We start from the raw sequence: 23265 nt of genomic DNA, 5'->3' as shown, positions 1-23265 counted from the left end.
CATGGCCCAAATAGACGTCACCGTAGTAGTTATTGTCTTCAACATACTGGCTAAACGCCTTGCGCCGTTCGCGGGCCCAGCGAAACTTGTTCTCACAGGGTAGCCCATAAAAGGCAAAGTTTTGCAGACCTTTAGCAGACAGGTGTTTCAGTGCTTCACTAATCAGCGCTTGGTTATCGGTCGCTACATAGGGCACTTTGGGGTAATCGTTGGAATCCTCGTAAGAGCCGCCAGTGCCCACGATGGGAATGTCTAGTTGAGTGACGGCGTTTTCTATTTCGATGATGTCTAAGTCGGCAATAATGCCGTCGCATTTGATGTAGTGAAAATATTCCACTCTGGAGGTGAAGTCTTCCTCCATGTAAATATTCCACTCGCTACGCTGAGATTGAATATAATCGCCAATTCCTTCAATAATTTGCTTGTCATAGTTTTTATTGGCATTGAATAACAAAGTGATATTGAAGTTGTCACGCATCAGGCGGCACTTTTGGGCTGAATAATGGCTAATTATATTCAATATGCGGCGCTTATTCACGGCCAAATAGCGCTTTTACCCCTGTGACTTGTTTTCGTAGAAGGGCTGCGAGACTTTGCATGCACTTAACGACGAAAGCTAAGAATGTAGCCTTTAAACTCTTTGTCTAGGTAATCGGTGTGCTCGGGTTTGTGTTGGCTAATCGCAAAACCGGCTGCTGTCATGGCTTTGCCGAGTTTGTTTTTGCGACCACGGCCTGGGTCCACAATGATCACTTCGCAGTGTGGCTTGGCGTGGCGTTGAATGAAGTTGGCTAATAACTCGATGTGCTCGTCTTCATATAATAAATCGCTGCCAATAATGAGATCATACAAACCTAAGCTGTCGTTGCTATCGGCCCAGTCTACTTGTTGGTAAGCGATGGCTTGATCTTGGTTGATGGCGGCGTTTCTTTTGAGAAAGTGTTGCACTTCTGGGTGGTAGTCGGTGGCGGTAATATCGGCTTCTTGTTTGTTCAGTAGCAGGCTGGATAACGCCATGCCGCAGCCGATTTCTAGGATCCGTTTGGCTTCGGTATCGTAGTCGTTGATGTAATGAGCTAACACCAGACTAGAAGGCCAAACTACCCCAAATATGGGCCAACTTGCCGAAGAAATGCCGAGCTGTTCGGCGCGACCTTGGGGGTCGTGAAATTCTTGAGTATTACGCAGAGTGCATAAATGGATGTCGGTATCACCAAACTCTAGGGTTTGATAACGTAAACGAAGCTTTGTCATGGTTGGGCCGCATTAATAAATAGCGCTGAGCCAGCGACCAAGGGAGCGAAGTGACAAAACGGAGGTGCGGGCAGCTTACAGTATTAACTGAATAAAGCAAGTGCTCAAAAATTGCTCAGTCATAACCCAGTGTGGAGTTTGGCCTTGAGCCGATGTCTTAATCCAGCGATTTTTTGAAGCGCAATGAGGCAAATAGCAAACCCAAAAATGTGAAACCTAGCAACCACAGGCTGTCGCGCCACAGCTCAATTAAGTTGGCACCACGTAGTATTACGCCACGAATAATGCGCATGAAGTGGGTTGCGGGTAGCGCCTCGGCAATCCACTGCGCTTCTATCGGCATGCCTTCGTAGGGAAACATAAAGCCCGACAAAAGAATCGACGGTAATAAGATAAATACCGTCATCTGCATCGCTTGTAACTGAGTATTAGCCACGGTGGAGATAACCAAACCTAAGCTGAGGCTGGCGGCGATGAACAACAGGGTGCCTAACAGGATCTGGCTCAGTTCACCATTGATTGGCACGCCAAATACCCAATGACCGAGGCTGAGTATTATTGCCACTTGGATTAACCCCACAAAGATGTAGGGAATAATTTTGGCTATCATCAACTCCAGTGAATGGATGGGGGTGGTAATCAGCAGTTCTAAATTACCACGCTCGCGCTCGCGAACGATGGCGGCGCTGGTAAATAGGATCATGGTCATGGTTAAGATAACCCCCAATAGGCCGGGCACAATGTTAACGGCTGAGCGGCGAGTCGGGTTGTAATACAGCGCCACCTCAAAGGTTTTGCTAGCTGCGGGGCGTAGCTCGAAGTCAAAATCGCTCAGTGGCATATTTTGCAGGGCTAAAATTGCCGAGCTAATCATGGTATCGGAGCCATCAACCAGCCATTGCCCTAATATTCGCCCCTGAACCATACGCTGGCTAAGGTCGTGCGGTAAAATTAAGGCGGCGCGCACTTGTCCGTCTTGAATGGCCTGTTCTGCTTGAGCAATATTAGTTAATTGTTGAGTCACCTTAACCACTTGCGTGACTTTCACCGACTCGGTAATCACCCGCCCCAGCGCACTGCCGCTTTGGTCAACCACGGCAATGGGTATATTACGAATATCGGTATTAATGGCAAAACCAAATAGCAATAACTGAATTAGCGGAATCATTACTACCATGCCAAAGGTGATGCGGTCACGGCTTAGTTGGCGTAACTCTTTAATGATTACCGCTTTGATTCGGGCAAGGCTGTTGATCATTGGCGGCCGGCTCCGGTAACGCTGACAAATACATCTTCTAAGCTAGGGCGGGCTAGGTTTAACTCTGCTTGGGCTAGGTCGGGGAAGCGCTGTTTTAGCCACTCCAGTGGCTGCGCGACTTGCTGGTAAATTAAGATCCGCAGCCGCACTCCTATTTGCGCCGCCGAGCGAACTTCCTGACACTGTAACAGCTGGTTTTTAAGTTGTCGCAAGTTGGCCGCTTTGGCTTCCACTACATTTACACCCATCTCAGCCATTAGCCGCTCTGGTTCACCATCGGCGCGGATCTCGCCTGCTTCCATAATCGCTAAACGGTGGCAGCGTTCCGCTTCATCCATGTAATGAGTGGTGACTAAGATGGTGGTGCCTTGGGCGGACAGGTCAAACAACTGCTCCCAAAAGTCACGGCGGTTTTGCGGATCCACCGCCGAGGTGGGTTCATCTAGAAATAATAATTCAGGTTGGTGCATGGTTGCGGCCGCCAGCGAGAGCCGCTGTTTTTGTCCGCCACTCATACCCGCTACGCGTTGCTTCGCCAGTTGATTTAGCCCATAAGTAGACAGCTGGGCGGCAATGCGCGCCTTTAATTCGCGGCCGTTAATGGCAAAGATTTGGCCAATAAATTCGAGGTTTTCTAGTACTGTTAAATCGTCGTAGAGAGAAAACTTTTGGGTCATATAGCCGATTTTTAGGCGCAGTTGTTCGGATTGTTTGGGAATCTCTAGTCCCAAGACTTTCACTTGCCCCTGAGTGGGATTGAGCAAGCCGGTTAATACCCGAATTGTGGTGGACTTACCGCAACCATTTGGGCCCAAAAAACCATAAATGCTGCCCTTGGCTACGTTTAAATTAATATTATTGATAGCGGTAAACTGGCCAAAACGTTTCACTACCGAATTGGCTCGAATGGCGTATTCAGTCATCGTTGCTTACCTGTAAGTCGACCTGAGCGGGAATGCCGGAAGGTAGCGTCGCTGCGCTGTCGGGTAGATCGACTTCGGCCAAATACATTAAGCGCGCCCGTTCTTTATCGGTGAGCGCGTAATAGGGGGTAAACGAGGGTTCGCTAGCGACCCAACGCACCGTGCCTTGAAAGCTTTGGCTAACCCCATCTACATGCACCTTAAATTGAGCCCCCGGCACAAAACCTACTCGGTAATTGGCCGGAACATAGACCCGCGCATAGGGTACGCGATTAGCCTGAATTACCGCAATAATGGCATTACTGGGGGCGCGTTCGCCAAGGTTATAGGGCAGACTATCGAGGATCCCGTCGCGGGTGGCGGTGACGGTGAGTTCTTCTAGCTTTTGCTGTTGCAGTGCCACATCGGCTTGCGCCGCCATTAGTGCCGCCTTGGCTTGTTCGATGTCTTCGGGGCGTGAGCCTGCGGTGAGTTTATTAAATTCTTCTTGGGCGGAGTTAAGCCCGGCGCGAGCCGAATCGCGTAAGGCTAGAGCTGAGTCTAGCTCGGCATGGCTGATTAGCTCGCGTTTTACCAGTTCGGCTTTACGCTGGTAACTCTTATTGGCTTCTACCACCTGTGCTTGAGCCTGTGCCACTCGGGCCGATGCGGCGGCAATATCTTCAGGACGCTCGCCGTTGCTGAGCTTAAGCAAGTAAGCCTCGGCTTTGGCTTGTTCGGCAGTGGCGTGGGCCAATACTGCACGTTGGTTTCTAGTATCAAGCCGAACCAGTATTTGCCCTTGGCTAACTGCTTGGCCTTCTTTGATGGGCAAGGCGCGAATAATTTCATTAGCGGTCGCGGTATAAGTAATACGGTCGCGCTCAAGCGTACCTAAGGCTTGCCTAGGCGACTCCGGCGAGCACGCACAGAGCAATATCAAGGCGAATAGACTGAGCCAACGTTGCAGCATGGTGATGGGTTTCCTTACTCAAGGTGGGCAATGAGGCCAAGCTTTAGCCTCTTCCTTAAGGCTGAGTATAGTATGAAGCCTAAGGCAGTTTTGTGACTCATTAGGTTGTTGTTGTTAAATCGGGCTTTTTTGAAGGTTAGATAGTTGATTTATAAATAAAAAAAGAGATTAAGCTGGGCTTAATCTCTAATAAAAACAGTAGGAATGGAATGGACTGTTTTTACAAACTAGCTTGCACGTTTTTTGCTGTAGACGTCGAAGATAACCGCAGCTAGCAATACCAAGCCTTTAATCACTTGTTGCCAGTCAATACCCACGCCCATAATTGACATACCGTTGTTCATCACACCCATGATGAAGGCACCAATTACCGCACCGAGGATCTTACCTACACCGCCTTGTACCGAAGCACCACCGATGAATACCGCAGCAATTACGTCTAACTCGAAAGCCAAACCGGCTTTAGGAGTAGCGGTATTTAAGCGAGCAGCAAATACCAGACCGGCTAAAGCGGCTAGCATGCCCATGTTGGCAAAGGTTAAGAAGGTAATCTTTTTGGTATTAATCCCTGACATTTGGGCGGCTTTTTCGTTACCGCCAATCGCGTAGATACGACGACCAATAGTGGTATTGTTAGTAATGAATACATACAGTGAAATCAGTACCGCCATTACCATCAAGATATTAGGAATACCTTTGTAAGTGGAGAGTAAGTACACCAAGTACAATAGCGCGAAAGAGATGAAACCAAGACGTAGTACGAACACGTTCATGGGTTCTTCGGCGGGCATTAATTTTTGCTGTTTTAAGCGGCTGCTTAGGTTAAAACCTACAAAGGCCGCTACCCCGACTAAACCAATAATGAACGAGGTAAGGTTAAATTTGTGCATATCGAAGATATCGCCAATAAAACCTGAGCTTAGAGCTTGGAATTGGGTAGGGAAAGGACCCACCGATTGGCCTTGTAGTAAAGCAATGGTTAAGCCTTTAAATACTAGCATGCCCGCCAAGGTAACGATGAACGCGGGTATCTTATGATAGGCAATCCAGTAGCCTTGCATGGCACCAATTACGAAACCGGTGACTAAACAGATGATGACGGTTAAGAACCAGTTAAACTCGAAGTTAACCATTAACACCGCGGCGAGCGCGCCAATAAAGCCACACACCGAGCCGACCGAGAGGTCAATATGGCCGGCCACAATCACCAATAACATGCCTAGTGCCATGATGATGATGTAAGAGTTTTGCAAAAATAGGTTGGTTAGGTTAACCGGTTTAAGCAAGGTGCCATCGGTAATGATTTGGAAAAAACCCATAATAAAAATCAGGGCGAGTAATATTCCATATTCGCGTAGGTGGCGAGCAAATGATCCAAAGAGACTCACTGATTCAGTGGGTACTTTAGCGCTATCTGCGACTTTCGTGTTCATCTCATTCTCTCCCAGATTGAATGATTAACTGCATAATTTTTTCTTGAGAAGCTTCTTGTTGGCTGAGTGACCCCACCAGCTCCCCTTCATTCATAACGTAAATCTCGTCACACATACCAAGTAGCTCGGGCATTTCGGAGGAAATGACAATAATGCCTTTGCCTTGCTCGGCTAGCTTGTTGATGAGGGTATAGATTTCATACTTGGCCCCTACATCAATGCCGCGAGTCGGTTCGTCCAGAATCAATACCTCGGGATCGGCAAATAGCCACTTAGCTAACACCACTTTTTGTTGGTTACCGCCGGAGAGGTTTTCGGTATGTTGGCTGATCGATGAACAACGAATGTTCATCTTTTTACGGAAGTCTTCACTGAGCAAACTTTCTTTCGCATTATTCACCACCAAATTCTTCGAAATGGCAGGCAGATTGGCGAGGGGAATGTTATGCATAATGCTGTCGATTAATACCAAACCGTAGTCTTTGCGGTCTTCGGTTACATAAGCGAGACCGGCATTAATGGCTTTTTCGATGCTATTTAATTCAACTGTTTTGCCGTGTAGTTTGAGCTCACCAGAAATTTTTTGGCCGTAGGAGTGGCCGAAAATACTGCGTGCAAGTTCAGTTCGCCCTGCGCCCATTAAGCCAGCAATACCCACTACTTGGCCACGTTTAACCGCTAAGTTGATGTTATGAATAATGCGTCTATCGGCTTGTTCGGGATGGTAAACTTCCCAGTTACTGACACTGAGGATCTCGTCACCAATTTGCGCCTTGCGTGGTGGGTAACGGTCTTTAAGCTCACGACCCACCATGTCTTGAATGATGCGGTCTTCACTGATTTTTTCTAGCCGACAGTCCATCGTGCTAACTGAGCCACCGTCACGAATCACGGTGATTTTGTCAGCGACTTTGGCGATCTCGTTGAGTTTATGAGAAATGATGATGGACGAGATCCCTTGGCGCTTAAACTCGAGTAATAATTCGAGCAAGGCATCGCTGTCGGTTTCATTAAGGCTGGCGGTAGGCTCATCTAAAATCAATACGTCTACGTCTTTAGAGAGTGCTTTGGCAATTTCTACCAATTGCTGTTTACCTACCCCCAGGTTTTGAATTTTGGTTTGTGGGTTTTCTTTGCCTAAACCAACCTTGGTTAATACTTCTTTGGTTTTTAGAAAAGTTTCAGGCCAGTTAATTACTCCATTTTCATCAATTTCGTTGCCTAAAAATACGTTTTCGGCAATCGATAGCATAGGCACTAAGGCCAGCTCTTGGTGAATAATGATAATGCCTTTTTCTTCGCTGTCAGAAATGTTGTTAAACTTTTGAACTTCGCCGCGATAAATGATCTCACCTTCAAAGCTATGATGAGGATAGACGCCGCTAAGCACCTTCATTAAGGTTGATTTTCCAGCACCGTTTTCGCCTACAAGCGCATGGATCTCTGCTTGCTCTAAACTTAGGCTCACATTGTCTAGCGCCTTAACACCGGGGAAAGTTTTGGTGATGTTACGCATTTCTAAAATGGTATTCATAGTTCCCTCAGGAAAACAAAGTCGAAAGTGCAAGGTTTGCCTTTAGGCAAAGGCAAACCTATTTCGAATTAAAACTGGTCTTTGCTGTAGTAACCGCTGCCAATTAACACTTCTTCCCAGTTAGATTTGTCTACTGGAACAGGTTTTAGCAGGTATGAAGGTACTACCTTGTAGCCGTTGTCGTAGGTGCTGGTATCGTTGATTTGTGGCTCGCTGCCATTCATCAATGCTTCAACCATGCTTACGGTGACTTTGGCTAATTCACGAGTATCTTTAAAGATGGTTGAGCCTTGCTCGCCGGCAATGATTGATTTAATCGATTGCAATTCAGCATCTTGTCCAGAAACGAAGGGCATAGGCATATCGGCACTGCCGTAACCCACACCTTTTAGTGAAGACAAAATACCAATACTGATGCCATCGTAAGGTGACAATACAGCATCAATGCGGTCATCGGTGTAGTAGGCACTTAATAGGTTATCCATACGTGCTTGGGCGGTTGCACCATCCCAGCGAAGTGTAGACACTTTTTCCATGCCAGTTTGACCACTACGAATCACTAACTTACCGCTGTCGATGTAAGGTTGTAGTACCGACATCGCACCGTTGTAGAAGAAGTAAGCGTTGTTATCGTCTGGTGAACCACCAAATAGTTCGATGTTGAAAGGACCCGCTCCGTTAGCTAAATCAAGCGCTTTTTCAATGGTTTGAGCTTGAAGAACACCCACTTGGAAGTTATCGAAGGTGGCGTAGTAGTCAACGTGTGGAGAACCTTTAATCAAACGGTCATAGGCAACCACAGGAATGTCGCTTTCAGCGGCTTGTTCTAACACTTTAGATAGGGTGGTGCCGTCGATAGAGGCAATAACTAATGCATCTACGCCACGAACAACCATGTTTTCAATTTGTGCTAGTTGGTTTGGAATGTCATCACCAGCGTACTGTAGAACGACTTTATATCCGTTTTTCTCAAATAGGGACTTCATGTTGGCGCCATCGCCGATCCAGCGGGCTGATGACTTAGTAGGCATTGCAATGCCGACAGTTTGTTTGGCGCTGGCAAGGCTTGGAGCTAATGCCAATAACGACACCATTGCCGCACTAATTAACGTTTTATAAAGCTTCATTTTTTCACTCCGTGTAAATGATTCAGCTATTAATGGTTAGTTAATGGTTGAGCGATGTTGCGTTGCTCTCGTTTAACTGGAACTTAGTATTGACCATCTTTTTAAACTTATTCGCTAACGGGACAACAAGTTTTCGATGACAGCGATTTTATCTATATATTTAGCTGTTATTGACATGTTGCCATTATGTGAATCCTTAAAAATAGTCAATATTAAGCATGTTTAGGCTACTTTTAGCCTATTGAAAAGCTTTTCTTTGGTTATTTCTGATTTTTGACAGATGTTTCAAAAAAATGCTCACAACGGAAATATCCATGATGTTAGCGTTATCGTATATGGCGGGTTTGCCCACTAGCGACCACTATGAGATGCAATAACTGTGTTTTTATAGGAGTGTGCAGCGTGAACAAGCAGCAGTATGTAATAGGCTTAGATTTCGGCTCAGATTCAGTGCGGGCCCTGTTGGTGAACGCCAGCAATGGCGATGAACTATGCAGTGGGGTGAGCTTGTATCCGAGGTGGAATAAAGGCTTGTACTCACAAGCTGATATCGCTCAGTTTCGGCACCACCCCCGCGACTACATCGAAGCCATGACCAGTGCAGTGCAACAGGCGTTAGCCGATTGCTCGCCAGACATTCGCCAGAATATTGTGGGGATTGGTGTTGATACCACGGGCTCTACCCCTGCGCCAATTAACCAAGACGGTGAAGTACTGGCTTTGTTAGATGAGCACGCTGACAACCCCAATGCCATGTTTATTTTGTGGAAAGACCATACCAGTGTTAGCAAGGCTGAGTTAATCAATCAGTTGGCTCACGGCGGACAATTTCCGGACTACACCCGTTATGTAGGCGGTATTTATTCTAGTGAATGGTTCTGGGCTAAAGCGGCTTGGGTATCGGAACAAGATCCACAACTGGCCGAGTCGATTTATTCTTGGGTTGAATTGGCAGACTGGATCCCTGCGCTACTATCTGGCACTACCGCTCCCGATACACTTCGTCGTGGTGTTTGTGGCGCGGGGCATAAAGCCTTGTGGCATGAATCTTGGGACGGCTTACCCGACCAAGCCTTTCTTAGCGCGATATCTCCTACTTTAGATGGCATTCGCGAGCGGATGTTCCAACAGGTTTATAGTGCCGACCAGCTAGCCGGGCGATTAAGCGCCGAATGGGCTGAAAAACTGGGTTTGAATGCCGATATTGCGGTAGCCGTAGGGGCCTTTGATTGTCACATGGGGGCAGTGGGGGCCGGCGCTGGTGCCCATGACCTAGTAAAAGTAATGGGCACGTCTACTTGTGACATTTTAATGGTCGATCCCGAAGAACTTGGCGAGCGCACCATCGAAGGTATTTGTGGCCAGGTACTAGGCAGCGCCATGCCTGAGCTGGTGGCTCTAGAAGCGGGACAGTCGGCCTTTGGTGACCTATATGCGTGGTACAAGCGGGTGCTGTTATGGCCACTGCAACAGCTGGCCGAGCAACAACCTGAATTACAAGCCGCGCTGCAAGATCTTGATCAGCAAATCATTCCAATGTTAAGCGAGCATTGCCAGCAGCAGCACGGCAATTCGCCAGTGGCGGTGGACTGGCACAATGGTCGACGTACTCCTTTTGCCAACCAACGACTTACCGGCAATATCAGTGGCCTTAACTTGGGCTCAACCGCCCCGATGATTTTCCATAGCTTGGTGGAAGCCACCGCTCATGGTGCTAAAGCCATTATGGATTGTTTTGTTAATCAACAAGTTCCAGTGAAACGGGTGATTGCAATTGGCGGTATTGCCAAGAAATCACCGCTAGTGATGCAAACTTGTGCGGATGTGATGGATTGTGAGTTGCTAGTGATGGATAGCGAACAGTGTTGTGCCCTAGGCGCAGCCATTTTTGCTGCCGTAGCGGCCGAAGTTTATCCCGATACTGCTAGCGCACAGCAAGCCATGGCCAGTGCCGTGCACCTCAGTTATCAGCCCAATCCAGAGCGGGTTGCATTTTATCGTGAGCGTCATCAAGCCTATCGTCAATTGGGAGATTGCGTGGAAGGTTTATGCGCTAAACAGGGAGACGAGTAATGTTAGCCGATTCAGCAGCAGCGCAGCGTATCAACGAACTGCGAGAGCAAGTCTACTTAGCCAACATGGCCTTACAAACCCATAATTTGGTGACCTTTACCTGGGGTAATGTTTCGGGCATCGACCGCGAGCTGGGCTTGGTGGCGATTAAGCCTAGCGGCGTAGAATATGCCAAGTTAAGCCCCGCCAACATGGTGATATTAAATTTGGCCGGTAAAGTGATTGAAGGCGATCTCAAGCCTTCTTCCGATACCTCTACACATTTGGTGTTGTACCGCTCTTACGAAGACATTGGCGGGGTAGTACACACTCATTCGCCCTTTGCTTGTGCTTGGGCCCAGGCGGGTTTAAGTATTCCGGCCTTAGGCACGACCCATGCCGATTACTTCTATGGCGACATACCCTGCACCCGCGCCTTAACCGAAGCCGAAGTGGCGACCAACTATGAGCTCAATACCGGCTTGGTGATTGAAGAAACCTTAGGGGCAATCAAACCTCTTTCTATGCCAGGTATCGTGGTCAAAGAACATGGCCCCTTCACTTGGGGAACCAGCCCAGATAACGCGGTGCACAATGCGGTAGTGCTGGAAGAGGTGGCCAAAATGGCGCTGCACACTAAGCAGCTAAATCCTCAGGTCACTAGCTTAAATCAAGCTTTATTGGACAAACATTATCTCCGTAAACACGGCAAAGATGCCTATTACGGCCAAGAAGATTAGCCTTAACAAAGGATAGATTCATGACAAATTCAACGCCCTCTCTATGGTTTGTAACCGGTTCTCAACACCTATACGGGCCTAAAGTGTTAAAAGAAGTCGCTAACGACAGTGAGCTCTTAGTACAAGGTTTAAACGACAGCGAAAGCATTTGCTTGACGATTAATAACCAAGGCGTGGTGACTAGCTCGGATGAGATCGCCGCAGTAATGCGCCGCGCCAACAATGACAGTAGCTGTGCTGGCGTGGTGGTGTGGATGCACACCTTCTCTCCCGCCAAAATGTGGATTGCCGGTCTAAATCAACTAAGCAAACCAATGCTGCATTTACATACTCAATTTAATGCCGGCTTGCCTTGGTCGAGCATTGACATGAACTTCATGAATACCAACCAAAGTGCCCACGGTTGTCGCGAGTTTGGTTTTATCGCCACGCGGATGAACGTGCAACGTAAGGTAGTGGCTGGACATTGGCAAGATCCTCGGGTGCAACAAGATGTAGACCAATGGGCGCGTGCTGCCCGCGGTGTTTACGAGTCTGCTAGCCTTAAAGTGGCCCGGTTTGGTGACAACATGCGTCAGGTTGCGGTGACCGAAGGTAACAAAGTATCGGCACAGATTAAGTTTGGTTACGAGGTGAACGCTTATAGCATGGGCGATTTGGCAGCCTATGTTGAGCAAGTCAGTGAAGCCGAATGTGCCGCACTGATTGACGAATATTGTTCGCTTTATAAAGTTGACGACGCGCTGTTAAAAGATCCACAAAGCTACCAATTACTGATAAACGAAGCGCGCTTAGAAATAGGTATGGAACGCTTCTTAACGGAGCATGACTGCAAGGCCTTTACCAATTGTTTTGAAGACTTACATGGTTTAAGCAATCTACCCGGTTTGGCGACTCAACGATTAATGGCCAAGGGTTATGGTTACGGCGGTGAAGGTGACTGGAAAACGGCTGCCTTATTAAGAATTGTTAAGGCCATGTCTGAAGGGCAAGTGGGAGGCAGCTCCTTCATGGAAGACTACACCTACGATTTTGGCGCAGTTGACCAAGTACTGGGTGCGCACATGTTAGAGGTGTGTCCAAGTATTAGTGAAAACAAACCCGAGTTGATCATTGCTCGCCACACCATTGGCTGTAAGTGCGATGTGCCACGGCTTAAATTCTCAGCTAAGGCCGGCCCTGCCATTAATCTTTCATTGATTGATTTAGGTGACCGCTTCCGCCTAGTGGCCAATGCGGTAGATACTGTTGATTTACCAGAAGCTATGCCTAACTTGCCAGTGGCGCATGCCTTATGGCAACCACAGCCTAACTTAGCTGTAGCGGCGGCAGCTTGGATTTATGCCGGAGCTGCCCACCACTCGGTTTACACCCAGGCGCTTAGCATGGAAACGGTGATCGACTATGCCAAGATCCACGACATCGAGTTGATAGTTATCGATAAAAACACCGACCTTCGTCAGTTGGAAATGGAACTTCGGCATAACAACCTGCATTACCGTTTAAATGCCCTAAGTTAATCGCCTATCAGTCGCAGTGATGGCTGGGATGCCATAACTGCGACTTCGCCAATACTTTAAACCAAGAACATAATGCTATGATTTCGACACGTATTGCTAACCAAACCTACTTGAAGCATATGCAGAATGATCCGTTAAAACCCGGTTACAATTTTGACGCGCATTTGGTAGCAGGCTTAACGCCAATAGAAAAGGGAGGTGAATTCGACTTTTGCATCGATCGTCCACAGGGGATGAAGGGTTTTATCATTAACTATACCTGTGAGGGGCGAGGTAGCATCTTTAAGGATGATAAGCGCTTTGATGTTAATCCGGGTGACTTACTATTGTTTCCGCCGGGAGTTCCCCATTATTACCACCGCCATGAAGACGCCGAGAGCTGGAAGCATCGCTGGGTGTATTTTCGTCCACGCGCCTTTTGGCAAGATTGGCTGCATTGGGCACAGTTAAAAAACGAGGTGTATTTCTCGCCAAGACCAGAGCCGCAGGACAAACAGTTACAAATAGAGCAACTATTCAGCGACATTGAGTTGCATGCCAAAACCAGCGATCCCTTTGATGTGGAGCTGTCGCTCAATCTACTCGAACAATTGCTATTGCGTTGTAAGCAAATGCAGCCAGATGTGCGCAACAAGGCCTTAGATCCAAGAATCGAAGCGGCCATTAATTTTATGACGGTTAACCTAACCCGTGATTTTCAGTATCAAGAAATTGCCGAATCAGTGTGTTTGTCCAGTTCCCGCTTAGGCCACTTGTTTCGCGAAGAAGTGGGTATGACCATTACCCAATGGCGGGATGACCAAAGAATTAGCCGAGCTAAACAATTGTTGATCACCAATAATGTCAGCATTAATCGGATTAGTTTGCAGGTGGGATACAACGATCCGCTGTATTTTTCGCGGGTATTTAAGAAACTGAATGGAATTAGCCCCAAGGGTTACCGTAAGCAGTTTAGTTTAATTTACTAAGTGTACTGCGTAGTGCTAAGAGCTTGAGCTGAGCATTGAAGGCTCAGCTAGGCTGATCGGCAGAGAAGCTTAATCTTTGTCGATGCTGGCACTATGTCTGTCCAGCACCCCTAAGTCCAAAACCGGTGCGGCATCGATATTATGGGCATCCATCATTTTTGCCACCCGCTGCAAGGACGCAATAATCATCATTTGTTCCCATTCCTGCAATTCATCAAATTGTTTAGTGAACTGTTCCTGTAGCGGGATCGGCGCTTCTTTTAACACCTCGGTGGCCTGTTCGGTGAGATGTGCATGCACCTTGCGCTTATCTTGCTGAGAACGCTCGCGATAAACCAGCTGACGTTTTTCTAAACGGTCTAAAATACTGGTGACAGTGGCTTGGCTTAGGCTCATTTCATTGGCCAGCTCACCGATGGTGACCTTACCCATGTTGCGAATAGTTTGCAGTAGCAACATTTGTGGGGCGGTTAAACCTGTTGTTTTTGCTAAGTGCTTGGAATACAAGTCGGTCCCTCGGATCACCCGACGTAATGCAACCAAGACTTCTTCTATTCTGTTCAAAGTGTTTCTCTATGTGTCGAATTAAAAAGACAGTATATCGCTATTTATTTAGAACCCTAAATGATTTATTGGGTTTTAGTTTCAGCTCAAACTCTTTGGTTTTTGCTGATGAGCGATGGCTTATGTTATCTGTTGCTAAAGGCTGCAAAAGCCCTGGATTAGCGGTTGCGGCTCTGTTCTTTGATGCCGCTAGACTGTTGCAATTACCGCAGTCATTCAGTGGTAGCTAGCGGCTGTTGTCGCATTTTTCACCACAAAAGCCAGCCCTTTGCTATTTACAGTGTCATCAATTTTGGGGTGGAGATCAAATTTTATTTAGTGTACTATGTTTCGCGTTCTAAATAGTTGTTGGGCTGTTTGATTGCTTTTTAATAGGATTTATTACGCTTTATCGTTGTTTATAGTAGCTAAATCCATTTTTAGCCCAGCGATTACTATTTAGAGTTCAAATTAATATCTCTAACTGGGGAGGATTTTTGCTTGATATAGGAAGTATCGTTTTTAAGGCACCTAAGCTGGAAGACGGTATGGCTGTATTTCGTTTGGTGGAAAGTTGCCCGCCGCTGGATGGCAACTCTAGTTACTGTAATTTATTGCAGTGCAGTCATTTCTCTGCCACGTCGGTGAAGGCGGAATATGACGGCTCCTTGGTTGGATTTGTTTCAGGATATTTAATTCCGGAACGGCCAAATACCCTGTTTATTTGGCAGGTGGCTGTTGCCGAGCAAGCTAGAGGAATCGGTTTAGCTTCTCGCATGTTGCAACAGATCCTTGCACGCCCTGCTTGTGCAGCGGTGGAGTATTTGGAAACCACTATTACCGCAGACAACCAAGCTTCGTGGTCATTATTTAAAGCTTTAGCCAGCAAACACCTCAATGCCGAGTTGCACTCGGGTGAGTGGATGGATAAGCAGCGTCATTTTGCCGGCCAGCATGATTCCGAAGAACTAGTGCGGATCGGACCTTTTCAACCTTCTTTAATTGCCAATCAAGAGTAACTATTACCATGAAAATTTTTAATCAAATTGAATCTGAAGTTCAAAGCTATGCTCGTTCATTCCCGCGCATCTTTAATCGCGCTAAAGGTGAGTGGATGTGGGACGAAGATGGTAATCAGTATTTAGATTTCCTAGCCGGGGCCGGCACGCTTAACTATGGCCACAACAATCCCTTGTTTAAACAAGCCTTGCTTGATTACATCGAACAAGATGGGATTACCCACGGTTTAGATATGCACACTCGTGCCAAAGGTGAGTTTCTACAAACCTTTAACGATAAAATTCTGCGTCCGCGCAATATGGAATACATGGTGCAGTTTACCGGCCCAACAGGGACTAACGCCGTAGAAGCGGCAATGAAAATTGCCCGTAACGTGACTGGCCAACAAAACATTGTCACCTTTACTAATGGTTTCCACGGGGTGAGCTTAGGGGCCTTGGCTGCCACCGGTAACTCTCACCACCGTGATGCCTCTGGCGTGAGCTTAAACGGTACCCATCGCATGCCTTATGACGGCTATTTGGGTGACAACATCGATACCACCGAATACTTAGATAAAGTATTGGCTGACTCCAGCAGTGGTATTAATTCGCCTGCCGCGGTGATTGTAGAAACGGTGCAAGGTGAAGGTGGTATTAATGCGGCGAGTATCGAGTGGCTGCGTAACCTGCAAACTGTGTGTCGTAAGCACAAAATCTTACTGATTGTTGATGATATTCAGGCTGGTTGTGGCCGTACCGGTGACTACTTCAGCTTTGAAGAAGCGGGTATTGAACCGGATATCATCACCCTGTCTAAGTCTTTAGGCGGTTATGGCTTGCCATTTGCTGTGGTACTGATGAAGCCAGAATTAGACCAATGGAAGCCCGGTGAGCACAACGGTACTTTCCGCGGCAATAACTTGGCCTTTGTTACCGCTAAAGCGGCGCTTGATCACTATTGGTCAGACAATGCCTTCTCTGAAGAGGTGAAGCGTAAGGGCCGCTATATTTCGCAGCGTTTGGAAAACATCGTCCAGCAATATGGAGACGGTAACTTTACCACCAAGGGACGGGGCATGTTCCAAGGGATTAACTGCGTCAACGGCGAGTTGGCAGGAAAAATTACTCGTGCCGCTTTCCAAAAAGGCTTGATCATTGAAACCAGTGGCGCCGACGATCAAATCGTTAAGTTCCTGTGTCCGCTGGTCATTAGCGAAGCCAACCTAGAGAAAGGCATCGACATCGTTGAAGAGGCGATTCGTGAAGTGTGTGCCAAGACTGACCACATTCCCGAAGAAAAAGTCTACTTCGAGGTGGCGTAGTTCCGTTTTATTACACCATGAGCACTAGCCAACAACTGCGCATTTGGCCGGGGGAGCGGCTGTTATTGCCGATAGAGAATGCCTCGGCTCGCTATCTACTTCGCTGCCTTCAAGGCGAAGGCTACTTGCGAATTATGTCCTGCGCTCAGCGTCAGGCGATAGCTCGCGGTGATGAGAGGCTGATTGCCGGTGGCGAAATCGCCACCCTAACTGGCAGCAAAGCCATGTTAATTGAATTTAAAAAACTAAGTTAAGGGCAGATTATGATTGTAAGAACACTAGCAGAAGCCAATAAAACCAGTCGTCGAGTAGTATCGCCCGATGGTAACTGGGAAAGTACCCGCTTGTTATTGAAAGAAGACCAAATGGGCTTTTCTTTCCACATGACCAAAATCTACAAGGGTGCTGACTTCTACATGCACTATCAAAATCACTTGGAGTCGGTGTATTGCACCGCCGGTAAAGGGGAAATTGAAAACCTCGCAGACGGCACTAAGCATCCCATCGAGCCGGGTACGATTTACATCCTCGATAACCATGACAAGCACATTTTACGTGCCTTTGAAGAGCTGACTCTAGCCTGTGTATTTAACCCGCCGTTAACCGGTAAAGAGGTTCACAATGCCGAAGGCGCTTACGAGTTAGAAGCGGAAGCACTTAGCTAGCTCAGGCTGTTTGGAATTTAAGTCGGCAGGCTAAGCCGATTATTAATAAACCATCTTTGTGCCCTCACAAGCCAGCATTTGGCAATACCGCTGGTTTGTGGGTCACTGACTATTTTATAAGAGCGATAAAGGGATTAATAAACAATGAATCATACCATTGAGAAAATTGGTGGTACTTCGATGAGTGATTACTTGTCGGTTCGCGACAACATTATTTGTCAAACGAGTGAAGAGCAGCTTTATCAACGGGTATTTGTGGTGTCAGCCTACGGCGGCATTACCGATCAGCTGCTGGAACATAAAAAGAGTGGTCAACCGGGTATTTATGGCTTATTTGCCAGTGCCATGGAAGATGACAGTTGGCTGAAAAAGTTCGAGCAAGTAAAGAGCCAACTGTTAGAGATAAACCTGCAGTTGTTTGGCGAAGGCACCCTGCTGAAGCAAGCTAACCTTTTTCTAAATGAGCGGCTAGATGATGCCAAACAGTGTTTGTTGGACTTACAAAGTCTTTGCCAACACGGCCACTTTGCGCTGGACGCTCATTTAGGCACTGTTAGAGAAATGCTCGCCAGTATCGGTGAGGCGCATAGCGCCTGGAATACCGCCAAACTACTGCAACGAGATGGCGTGAATGCCTGTTTTGTGGATTTAACCGGTTGGTTGACCAATAAACACGTGTCCTTGGATCAGCGGATCCGCGAAGCGTTTGCTGAAATTGATTTAAGCAAGCAGTTGCCGATTGTGACGGGGTACGCCCATAGTGACGCCGGATTAATGACCTCGTTTGACCGAGGCTACAGCGAAATGACTTTCAGTCGTTTGGCGGTACTGACCCAAGCTAAAGAAGCCATTATTCATAAAGAATTTCACCTTAGTAGCGCCGATCCGCGCTTAGTGGGCGAGCATAATGCCGTACCGATTGGTCGAACCAACTACGATGTGGCCGACCAATTGGCCAACTTGGGTATGGAAGCCATTCACCCCAAGGCTGCCAAGGGTTTACGCCAAAATGACATACCGCTGCGAGTGAAAAATACCTTTGAGCCAGAACACAGTGGTACCCTGATTACTGGCGACTATGTGAGTGATTCACCCTGTGTTGAAATTATTGCTGGCTGTAAAGGTATTTACGCCCTAGAGCTGTTTGACCAAGACATGGCGGGCAGTATTACTCAATATGACCAGCAAGTATTGGCGACTATCCAACGCTTTAAAGCGCAGTTAGTGTCGAAAGATATTAACGCTAATACCTTGACCCATTATCTATCGACCAACTTAAAAACCGTTAAGCGGATCCGCGAAGCCTTAGAGCAACGTTTCCCTGAAGCGGAGTTTAATCAGCAGAAAGTCGCGATTGTTTCAGCCATTGGCAGTGACATGAAAATCGCCGGAATGTTAGCTAAAACCGTGCAGGCCTTGGCGAGTCAGTCTGTCAGTGTATTGGCCATTCACCAATCGATGCGTCAAGTAGACATTCAATTGGTGGTAAAAGAAGCCGACTACGAGCGGGCGGTGAAGAGCTTACATGCCGAGTTGGTTGAAATTCATGATCATGGACGAGCCATATGTCTAGCGTCTTAAGTACCATTGCCGTGTTGTTTCTGGTGTTGTTTCTGAGCATATCGCTGCCCTCGTTTGCCAGTGCCGAAGCGTTGGCGAGCGAGGCGGCAGCCGAACCTCCGCCAGAAGCTCAGCAGGCTCCAGCTGCCCAGCAGTTGGCGCTGTTAGAGGAGCCGCTGTATAAGCCCTTTATTGAGCGTTATGTGCTGGATGAGCTAAAGCAATTGCGGGTGGATCTGGCGCAAAACAAACATGAGCTGATGCAGCAGATTGTCGATAGAGAGCATCAATCTGTTGATCGTGCGGTGGCTTATGCCACCGACACGGTGACCTACTTCTTCTACTTAATTGCCGCTGCTACCTCGGTATTGGTGTTGGTGGGCTGGTCGTCATTTCGCGACATTAAAGAGCGGGTGCATACGCTGGCCGATGAAGAAATTTCCAAGTTGGTTCAAGAATATGAACAACGTCTTGAATTAATTGAAAAACAATTGAAACAAAAGACCCTGCACATCGAAGAAAACCGCGAAGTCATAGAATTAACTCAAGAAATTCAATCGCTCTGGTTGCGTGCGCAGCAGGATTCTTCCCCTGCCAATAAAATCACTATATACGATGAAATTTTAAAACTGCGCCCTGAAGATGTTGAAGCTTTAACTTATAAGGCTGATGCGGTATTAGAGCTGAACGAGCCGCAGTGGGCTGCTAATTTATGCCATCAGGCGCTTAAGGTGGATCCTGAAAACAGCCATGCCTTTTACCAGTTGGCCTGTGCTCACACCACCATGCAACACTACGAAGATGCGCTGCGCTTTTTGGCTGAAGCGCTAAATCGCCGCGAAAGTTACATGGAAGACATTCGCCAAGACCCTGCCTTACAACCCTTGCTAAATGATGAATCGTTAAAGCAACTCAATAGCATGTTAAATCAGGCCGTGGTTCACTAGGCTTGCCTCACTTATTATTGGAAGCCAGTTTGGCGCCGCCCGCTGTCACTGTAAGCGAATCCGCTGAGCCCCAAGGGAACAATCATCATCAAGTGTATTTAAAGCCCTCTCTGGCTGGGGCTTTAGGCTAAAATTATCCTATTAAACAAGCGTTAACTGAGTAAACTAGCGCTAGGTGCCGATTTAGGTACCGCCGTGTTTAGCATCGATGTAAGGATAGCCAGATGATTGACCAAGAACTCGCTCAACTCGAATCGGTATACCAAACCATTGTGGATTTTCTGGTGCAATACAGCTTCCAGCTGGTGGGCGCCATTCTCATTATTCTGCTGGGTTTGTGGTTTGCCGCCAAGGTAGCTAAATGGATTTTTCGCGTTTTGGAGCACAAGGGTTTAGATATTACCCTCACTAACTTCATCGCCAATCTTGTGAAGTTATTGCTTATCAGCATCACGGTGATTATCGCGCTAGGTAAGTTGGGCATTAGCATTACCCCCTTTGTGGCAGCCTTAGGTGCGATTTCCTTGGGCGCCGGTTTAGCCATACAAGGCACCTTGTCTAACTATGGTGCGGGTTTGGCCATTATTCTTACGCGCCCTTTTGTCATCAAAAACACCATCACCGTGAAAGGTTATACCGGCATTGTTGAAGAAATTAACTTAGCCACTACGGTATTGGTGAATGAAGACAACGAGCGGGTCACCATTCCGAATCGCCACATCGTTGGCGAAATCATTAAAAATACTGAGCAAAATAGTTTGATTGAAGGGGAAGTAGCCGTGGCGTATGGTTGCCAACCCGAGCAGGCGATTCAGCTAATTGAAAGCACCCTAGCTGCGATTGAAAATGTGCAAAGCTCACCCTGCACCAAGGTGGGCATTGCCGCCTTTGCCGACAGTGGTATTACGCTGAGTTACCGTTTTTGGGTACCTACGCCGGTCTATCATCAAACCAAATTTGCCGCCAATTTAGCGGTATTTAATGCGCTACAACAGGCCGGTATAAGTATTCCTTTTCCGCAACGAGAAGTGCGTTTATTGGCTCAGCAAGATTGAGTCAGTCAGTTAGGCTTAGCTTGCTAAGCCTAACTCTGAGGGTGGAGTTGATACTTAGGTTTTAAGCTTGTTAAGTTGCTGTTGTTGCGCCTCCACCAACTGCGCCAAACTGCTACTGCTTTGGGTGGTTTGGTCGGCCAAACTGGCCAGCTCTGCTGCAGAGTCTGAGATGGCGGTAATGTTACGGTTAACCTCTTCGGTGACGGCGCTTTGCTCCTCCGCCGCGGTGGCAATATGAGTGATTTGCCCAGACACCTCCTCGATTTGGCTAACAATAGTATTTAAGTCGTTGAGTGCCGACTCGGTTTGCTCCACCGCACGTTGAGCCCCTTCTACGCCCTGTTCGATAATCCCCGAAGCACTGCTCACCTCACTCTGTAACGTATTAATTAGCTGGCTGATTTCACCGGTAGAGTTCTGGGTTTTTGAGGCCAAAGAGCGCACTTCATCTGCCACGACGGCAAAGCCACGTCCTTGTTCACCGGCACGGGCGGCTTCAATCGCAGCGTTTAGTGCCAACAGGTTGGTTTGCTCGGCGATGGCATTAATCACATCTACAATATTGCTGATATTGGTACTGCTGTCGGCCACCTTGGCTACCGCATCTTTGGCCTGTAACGACTCTTCCGACATGGTGGTCACGTAGTGCATCGCCTGTTTAAGTCGCGCTTCGCCGGATCTGGCGTTGTTGGTCATGGCTTCGGTTTCTTGGGCGGTTTGCTCAGAAGCTTTGGCCACCTCTAAGGCGGTGGAACTCATTTGATTGACCGCCGTTACCACACTCTCAATTTCTTGATATTGCTTATTCACACTGTCACGAGTGTGCTGGGCAATATCTGCCGAGGTTTGACTCTCGTGCTGAGCCCGTTCTGATAAGGTTTTTAGCTGGCTAATTAACTCTCGTAGCTTAGTGATAAAGCCGTTGATGCCGCCGCCTAGGGCGATCAGCTCGGCGTGAGCATCCACTGTGACTGATTGAGTTAAGTCACCTTCGGCGCTGGCTAGGTTTTCGACCCGTGCTTGAATTACTTTAAGCGGTGATAGTAGCGAGCGTATTACAATACTAATCGCTAGCACCGCTAATACCGAGACTACTGCGCCGACAAGTAATAGCAAGCTACCTAGCGAGCTAGCCATGTCAGCCATCACTTGGCTCATGCCTAAGGCACTTTTATAAGCGTCTTGCTTGTCTACTTCTATAAGTAAAGACCAATGCGCATCGGCAATCGGGATGCTCACTGGATAGGCAAATATTAGCTGGCTATCGGTTTCCATATAACCGTCTTGCTTAGCTAGTTGCTGATACTGCTTGGCGAGTGCCGGCGTAATCGCTTCGGCCAGAGGGCGAGCTAAGTTTTGGTAGTGACTAGCGGCTACCACTAAACCCAATTGGCTTAATAACGTTACTTTGGCTTTGCCTTGGTAAAGGCTGGTGGAAAGCTCATCGATAAGCTGTTGGAATACTGGCAGGTTTACATCAACACCCACCACGCCTTTAAATTGTTGGTTGACTACCACGGGTACGGTAAGCGAAGTCATCAACTCTTCGTTGCCGGGGGAGATTTCGTAGAGGTAGGGTTCCATCAAACAGGGTTTTTTGCGGTCTTTGGCACAGAGGTACCACTCCGCTTCGCGAATACCAAATTCGCCAATTGTGTCGACATATTTCTCCGCGGAGTCTTCTACTTGCTGCTGCTCGATACTGCCGTCGTTATTGCGAACTACGTAAATCTCTAAGCTACCCGAGCCTACAACGCTGTGGCTCTGCCCGTCTGAATTTTGATTATCCAATTGGTCGTAGCCATTGGGCTCAAACTGAGCATACATGGAAGACAGTAACTGGTTTTTTTGTAGGGTGCCGTATACCGCCTGCTCGACGCCGTCGCGACTCAATGGCTGTTGCTGTGCGGTGCGTTCGATAAGACCGGCAAAGCTATAAGGGATACGGTAGGCTTGGTTAATAAAAGCGGCCACTTTTTCACCGTATTCGGCGGCGCGGGCGCTTAAGCGTTGTTGAGTTTCTTGATGCAGGCTAGCTTCTACTTGCCCGGCAAGCTGGGTATTTTTGTCGCTTAACGACCACCATAAACTGAATGATAATACCGCTACTACAATTAAGAATAAGGCCGAGGTTATCCAGAGTAACTTGGCGCTAATTGATAAGGACTTCATGTGGCCTCCTATGCCCATCAGGCAGCTACTCACTTAGCCGCTTCTATTAACATAGCATATTTATATAAATAATAAATTTATCAGTGTGTTAGAAGAGATTGTAAACATCTTATTGGAGCGAGGTTGGAACAACTGAAAAAGTTATTAAGATGCGGTTACTACTTGATTTCGTCCATTTTGTTTTGCCTGATACAGCGCTTCGTCGGCGCGCTTGATCCACTGTTCTAAAAAGCCGCTAT

The 23265-nt window shown here is 47.5% G+C and carries 21 protein-coding genes and 1 pseudogene; 11 read left to right on the top strand and 11 right to left on the bottom strand.

What is annotated here, in order from left to right; genetic code table 11:
- The 8 genes and pseudogenes from ACQY6Q_RS01970 to chvE all read right to left on the bottom strand — a co-directional run.
- Positions 1-478 (bottom strand): annotated as a pseudogene (locus tag ACQY6Q_RS01970) (XylR family transcriptional regulator); the annotation flags it as partial.
- A gap of 125 nt (positions 479-603) precedes the next feature.
- Positions 604-1254, bottom strand: coding sequence for a class I SAM-dependent methyltransferase (locus ACQY6Q_RS01965; RefSeq protein ID WP_055733395.1), 651 nt, complete (start codon positions 1252-1254; stop codon positions 604-606).
- A 157-nt stretch (positions 1255-1411) separates the two neighbouring features.
- Positions 1412-2512: an ABC transporter permease gene (locus tag ACQY6Q_RS01960; protein WP_427977245.1), complete on the bottom strand. Its 1101-nt coding sequence runs from the start codon at positions 2510-2512 to the stop codon at positions 1412-1414.
- Positions 2509-3435: an ABC transporter ATP-binding protein gene (locus tag ACQY6Q_RS01955; RefSeq protein ID WP_427977243.1), complete on the bottom strand. Its 927-nt coding sequence runs from the start codon at positions 3433-3435 to the stop codon at positions 2509-2511. Before ACQY6Q_RS01955 ends, ACQY6Q_RS01960 begins: the two co-directional genes overlap by 4 nt.
- Positions 3428-4387: an HlyD family secretion protein gene (locus tag ACQY6Q_RS01950; RefSeq protein ID WP_427977241.1), complete on the bottom strand. Its 960-nt coding sequence runs from the start codon at positions 4385-4387 to the stop codon at positions 3428-3430. The genes ACQY6Q_RS01955 and ACQY6Q_RS01950 overlap by 8 nt, the downstream gene beginning before the upstream one ends.
- 227 nt (positions 4388-4614) lie before the next feature.
- A complete protein-coding gene (gene mmsB / locus ACQY6Q_RS01945) occupies positions 4615-5820 on the bottom strand; it encodes a multiple monosaccharide ABC transporter permease (RefSeq protein ID WP_427977238.1) in 1206 nt (401 codons plus the stop codon).
- Between the two features lies 1 nt (position 5821).
- Positions 5822-7354, bottom strand: coding sequence for a multiple monosaccharide ABC transporter ATP-binding protein (mmsA, locus tag ACQY6Q_RS01940; protein WP_055733390.1), 1533 nt, complete (start codon positions 7352-7354; stop codon positions 5822-5824).
- Positions 7355-7422: 68 nt separating this feature from the next.
- A complete protein-coding gene (chvE, locus tag ACQY6Q_RS01935; protein WP_427977236.1) occupies positions 7423-8481 on the bottom strand; it encodes a multiple monosaccharide ABC transporter substrate-binding protein in 1059 nt (352 codons plus the stop codon).
- Positions 8482-8883: 402 nt separating this feature from the next.
- On the opposite strand from chvE, the gene ACQY6Q_RS01930 reads away from it, so the two are divergent.
- The 4 genes from ACQY6Q_RS01930 to araC all read left to right on the top strand — a co-directional run bounded on the left by ACQY6Q_RS01930 (position 8884) and on the right by araC (position 13761).
- Positions 8884-10554: a ribulokinase gene (locus tag ACQY6Q_RS01930; protein WP_427977234.1), complete on the top strand. Its 1671-nt coding sequence runs from the start codon at positions 8884-8886 to the stop codon at positions 10552-10554.
- A complete protein-coding gene (locus tag ACQY6Q_RS01925; RefSeq protein ID WP_427977232.1) occupies positions 10554-11273 on the top strand; it encodes an L-ribulose-5-phosphate 4-epimerase in 720 nt (239 codons plus the stop codon). Before ACQY6Q_RS01930 ends, ACQY6Q_RS01925 begins: the two co-directional genes overlap by 1 nt.
- 20 nt (positions 11274-11293) lie before the next feature.
- Positions 11294-12793 carry an L-arabinose isomerase gene (araA, locus tag ACQY6Q_RS01920; RefSeq protein ID WP_427977230.1) on the top strand — a complete coding sequence of 500 codons (1500 nt, stop codon included), beginning with the start codon at positions 11294-11296 and terminating at the stop codon, positions 12791-12793.
- 77 nt (positions 12794-12870) lie between these two features.
- On the top strand, positions 12871-13761 hold the full coding sequence (araC, locus tag ACQY6Q_RS01915) for an arabinose operon transcriptional regulator AraC (RefSeq protein WP_427977228.1): 891 nt from the start codon (positions 12871-12873) through the stop codon (positions 13759-13761).
- Positions 13762-13830: 69 nt separating this feature from the next.
- Here the strand turns inward: araC and ACQY6Q_RS01910 are convergent, their stop codons facing one another.
- A complete protein-coding gene (locus ACQY6Q_RS01910; RefSeq protein ID WP_427977226.1) occupies positions 13831-14325 on the bottom strand; it encodes a MarR family winged helix-turn-helix transcriptional regulator in 495 nt (164 codons plus the stop codon).
- A gap of 476 nt (positions 14326-14801) precedes the next feature.
- Here ACQY6Q_RS01910 and ectA point away from each other — a divergent pair, with 476 nt between their 5' ends.
- The 7 genes from ectA (at position 14802) to ACQY6Q_RS01875 (ending at position 20854) form a co-directional block, all read left to right on the top strand.
- Positions 14802-15323 carry a diaminobutyrate acetyltransferase gene (gene ectA / locus ACQY6Q_RS01905; RefSeq protein WP_427977224.1) on the top strand — a complete coding sequence of 174 codons (522 nt, stop codon included), beginning with the start codon at positions 14802-14804 and terminating at the stop codon, positions 15321-15323.
- 8 nt (positions 15324-15331) lie between these two features.
- Positions 15332-16627: a diaminobutyrate--2-oxoglutarate transaminase gene (gene ectB, locus ACQY6Q_RS01900; RefSeq protein WP_427977221.1), complete on the top strand. Its 1296-nt coding sequence runs from the start codon at positions 15332-15334 to the stop codon at positions 16625-16627.
- A 17-nt stretch (positions 16628-16644) separates the two neighbouring features.
- A complete protein-coding gene (locus tag ACQY6Q_RS01895) occupies positions 16645-16881 on the top strand; it encodes a hypothetical protein (protein ID WP_427977218.1) in 237 nt (78 codons plus the stop codon).
- A gap of 9 nt (positions 16882-16890) precedes the next feature.
- Positions 16891-17292 carry an ectoine synthase gene (locus tag ACQY6Q_RS01890; protein WP_427977215.1) on the top strand — a complete coding sequence of 134 codons (402 nt, stop codon included), beginning with the start codon at positions 16891-16893 and terminating at the stop codon, positions 17290-17292.
- A 144-nt stretch (positions 17293-17436) separates the two neighbouring features.
- Positions 17437-18873 carry an aspartate kinase gene (locus tag ACQY6Q_RS01885; protein WP_427977213.1) on the top strand — a complete coding sequence of 479 codons (1437 nt, stop codon included), beginning with the start codon at positions 17437-17439 and terminating at the stop codon, positions 18871-18873.
- Complete coding sequence (locus tag ACQY6Q_RS01880; protein WP_427977211.1) at positions 18858-19799, top strand: TPR end-of-group domain-containing protein; 942 nt, start codon at positions 18858-18860, stop codon at positions 19797-19799. Before ACQY6Q_RS01885 ends, ACQY6Q_RS01880 begins: the two co-directional genes overlap by 16 nt.
- Positions 19800-20023: 224 nt before the next feature.
- A complete protein-coding gene (locus tag ACQY6Q_RS01875) occupies positions 20024-20854 on the top strand; it encodes a mechanosensitive ion channel family protein (protein WP_427977208.1) in 831 nt (276 codons plus the stop codon).
- Between the two features lie 54 nt (positions 20855-20908).
- Here the strand turns inward: ACQY6Q_RS01875 and ACQY6Q_RS01870 are convergent, their stop codons facing one another.
- Positions 20909-23026 (bottom strand): methyl-accepting chemotaxis protein, encoded by a 2118-nt coding sequence (locus ACQY6Q_RS01870; protein WP_427977205.1) that lies wholly within the window; start codon positions 23024-23026, stop codon positions 20909-20911.
- A 144-nt stretch (positions 23027-23170) separates the two neighbouring features.
- A partial coding sequence (locus tag ACQY6Q_RS01865; RefSeq protein WP_427977248.1) for a diguanylate cyclase domain-containing protein occupies positions 23171-23265 on the bottom strand: 95 nt, incomplete at its 5' end.

The organism is Agarivorans sp. (assembly GCF_050295395.1).
Classification (GTDB): domain Bacteria; phylum Pseudomonadota; class Gammaproteobacteria; order Enterobacterales; family Celerinatantimonadaceae; genus Agarivorans.
This window is presented reverse-complemented; position numbering and strand designations above follow the sequence as displayed.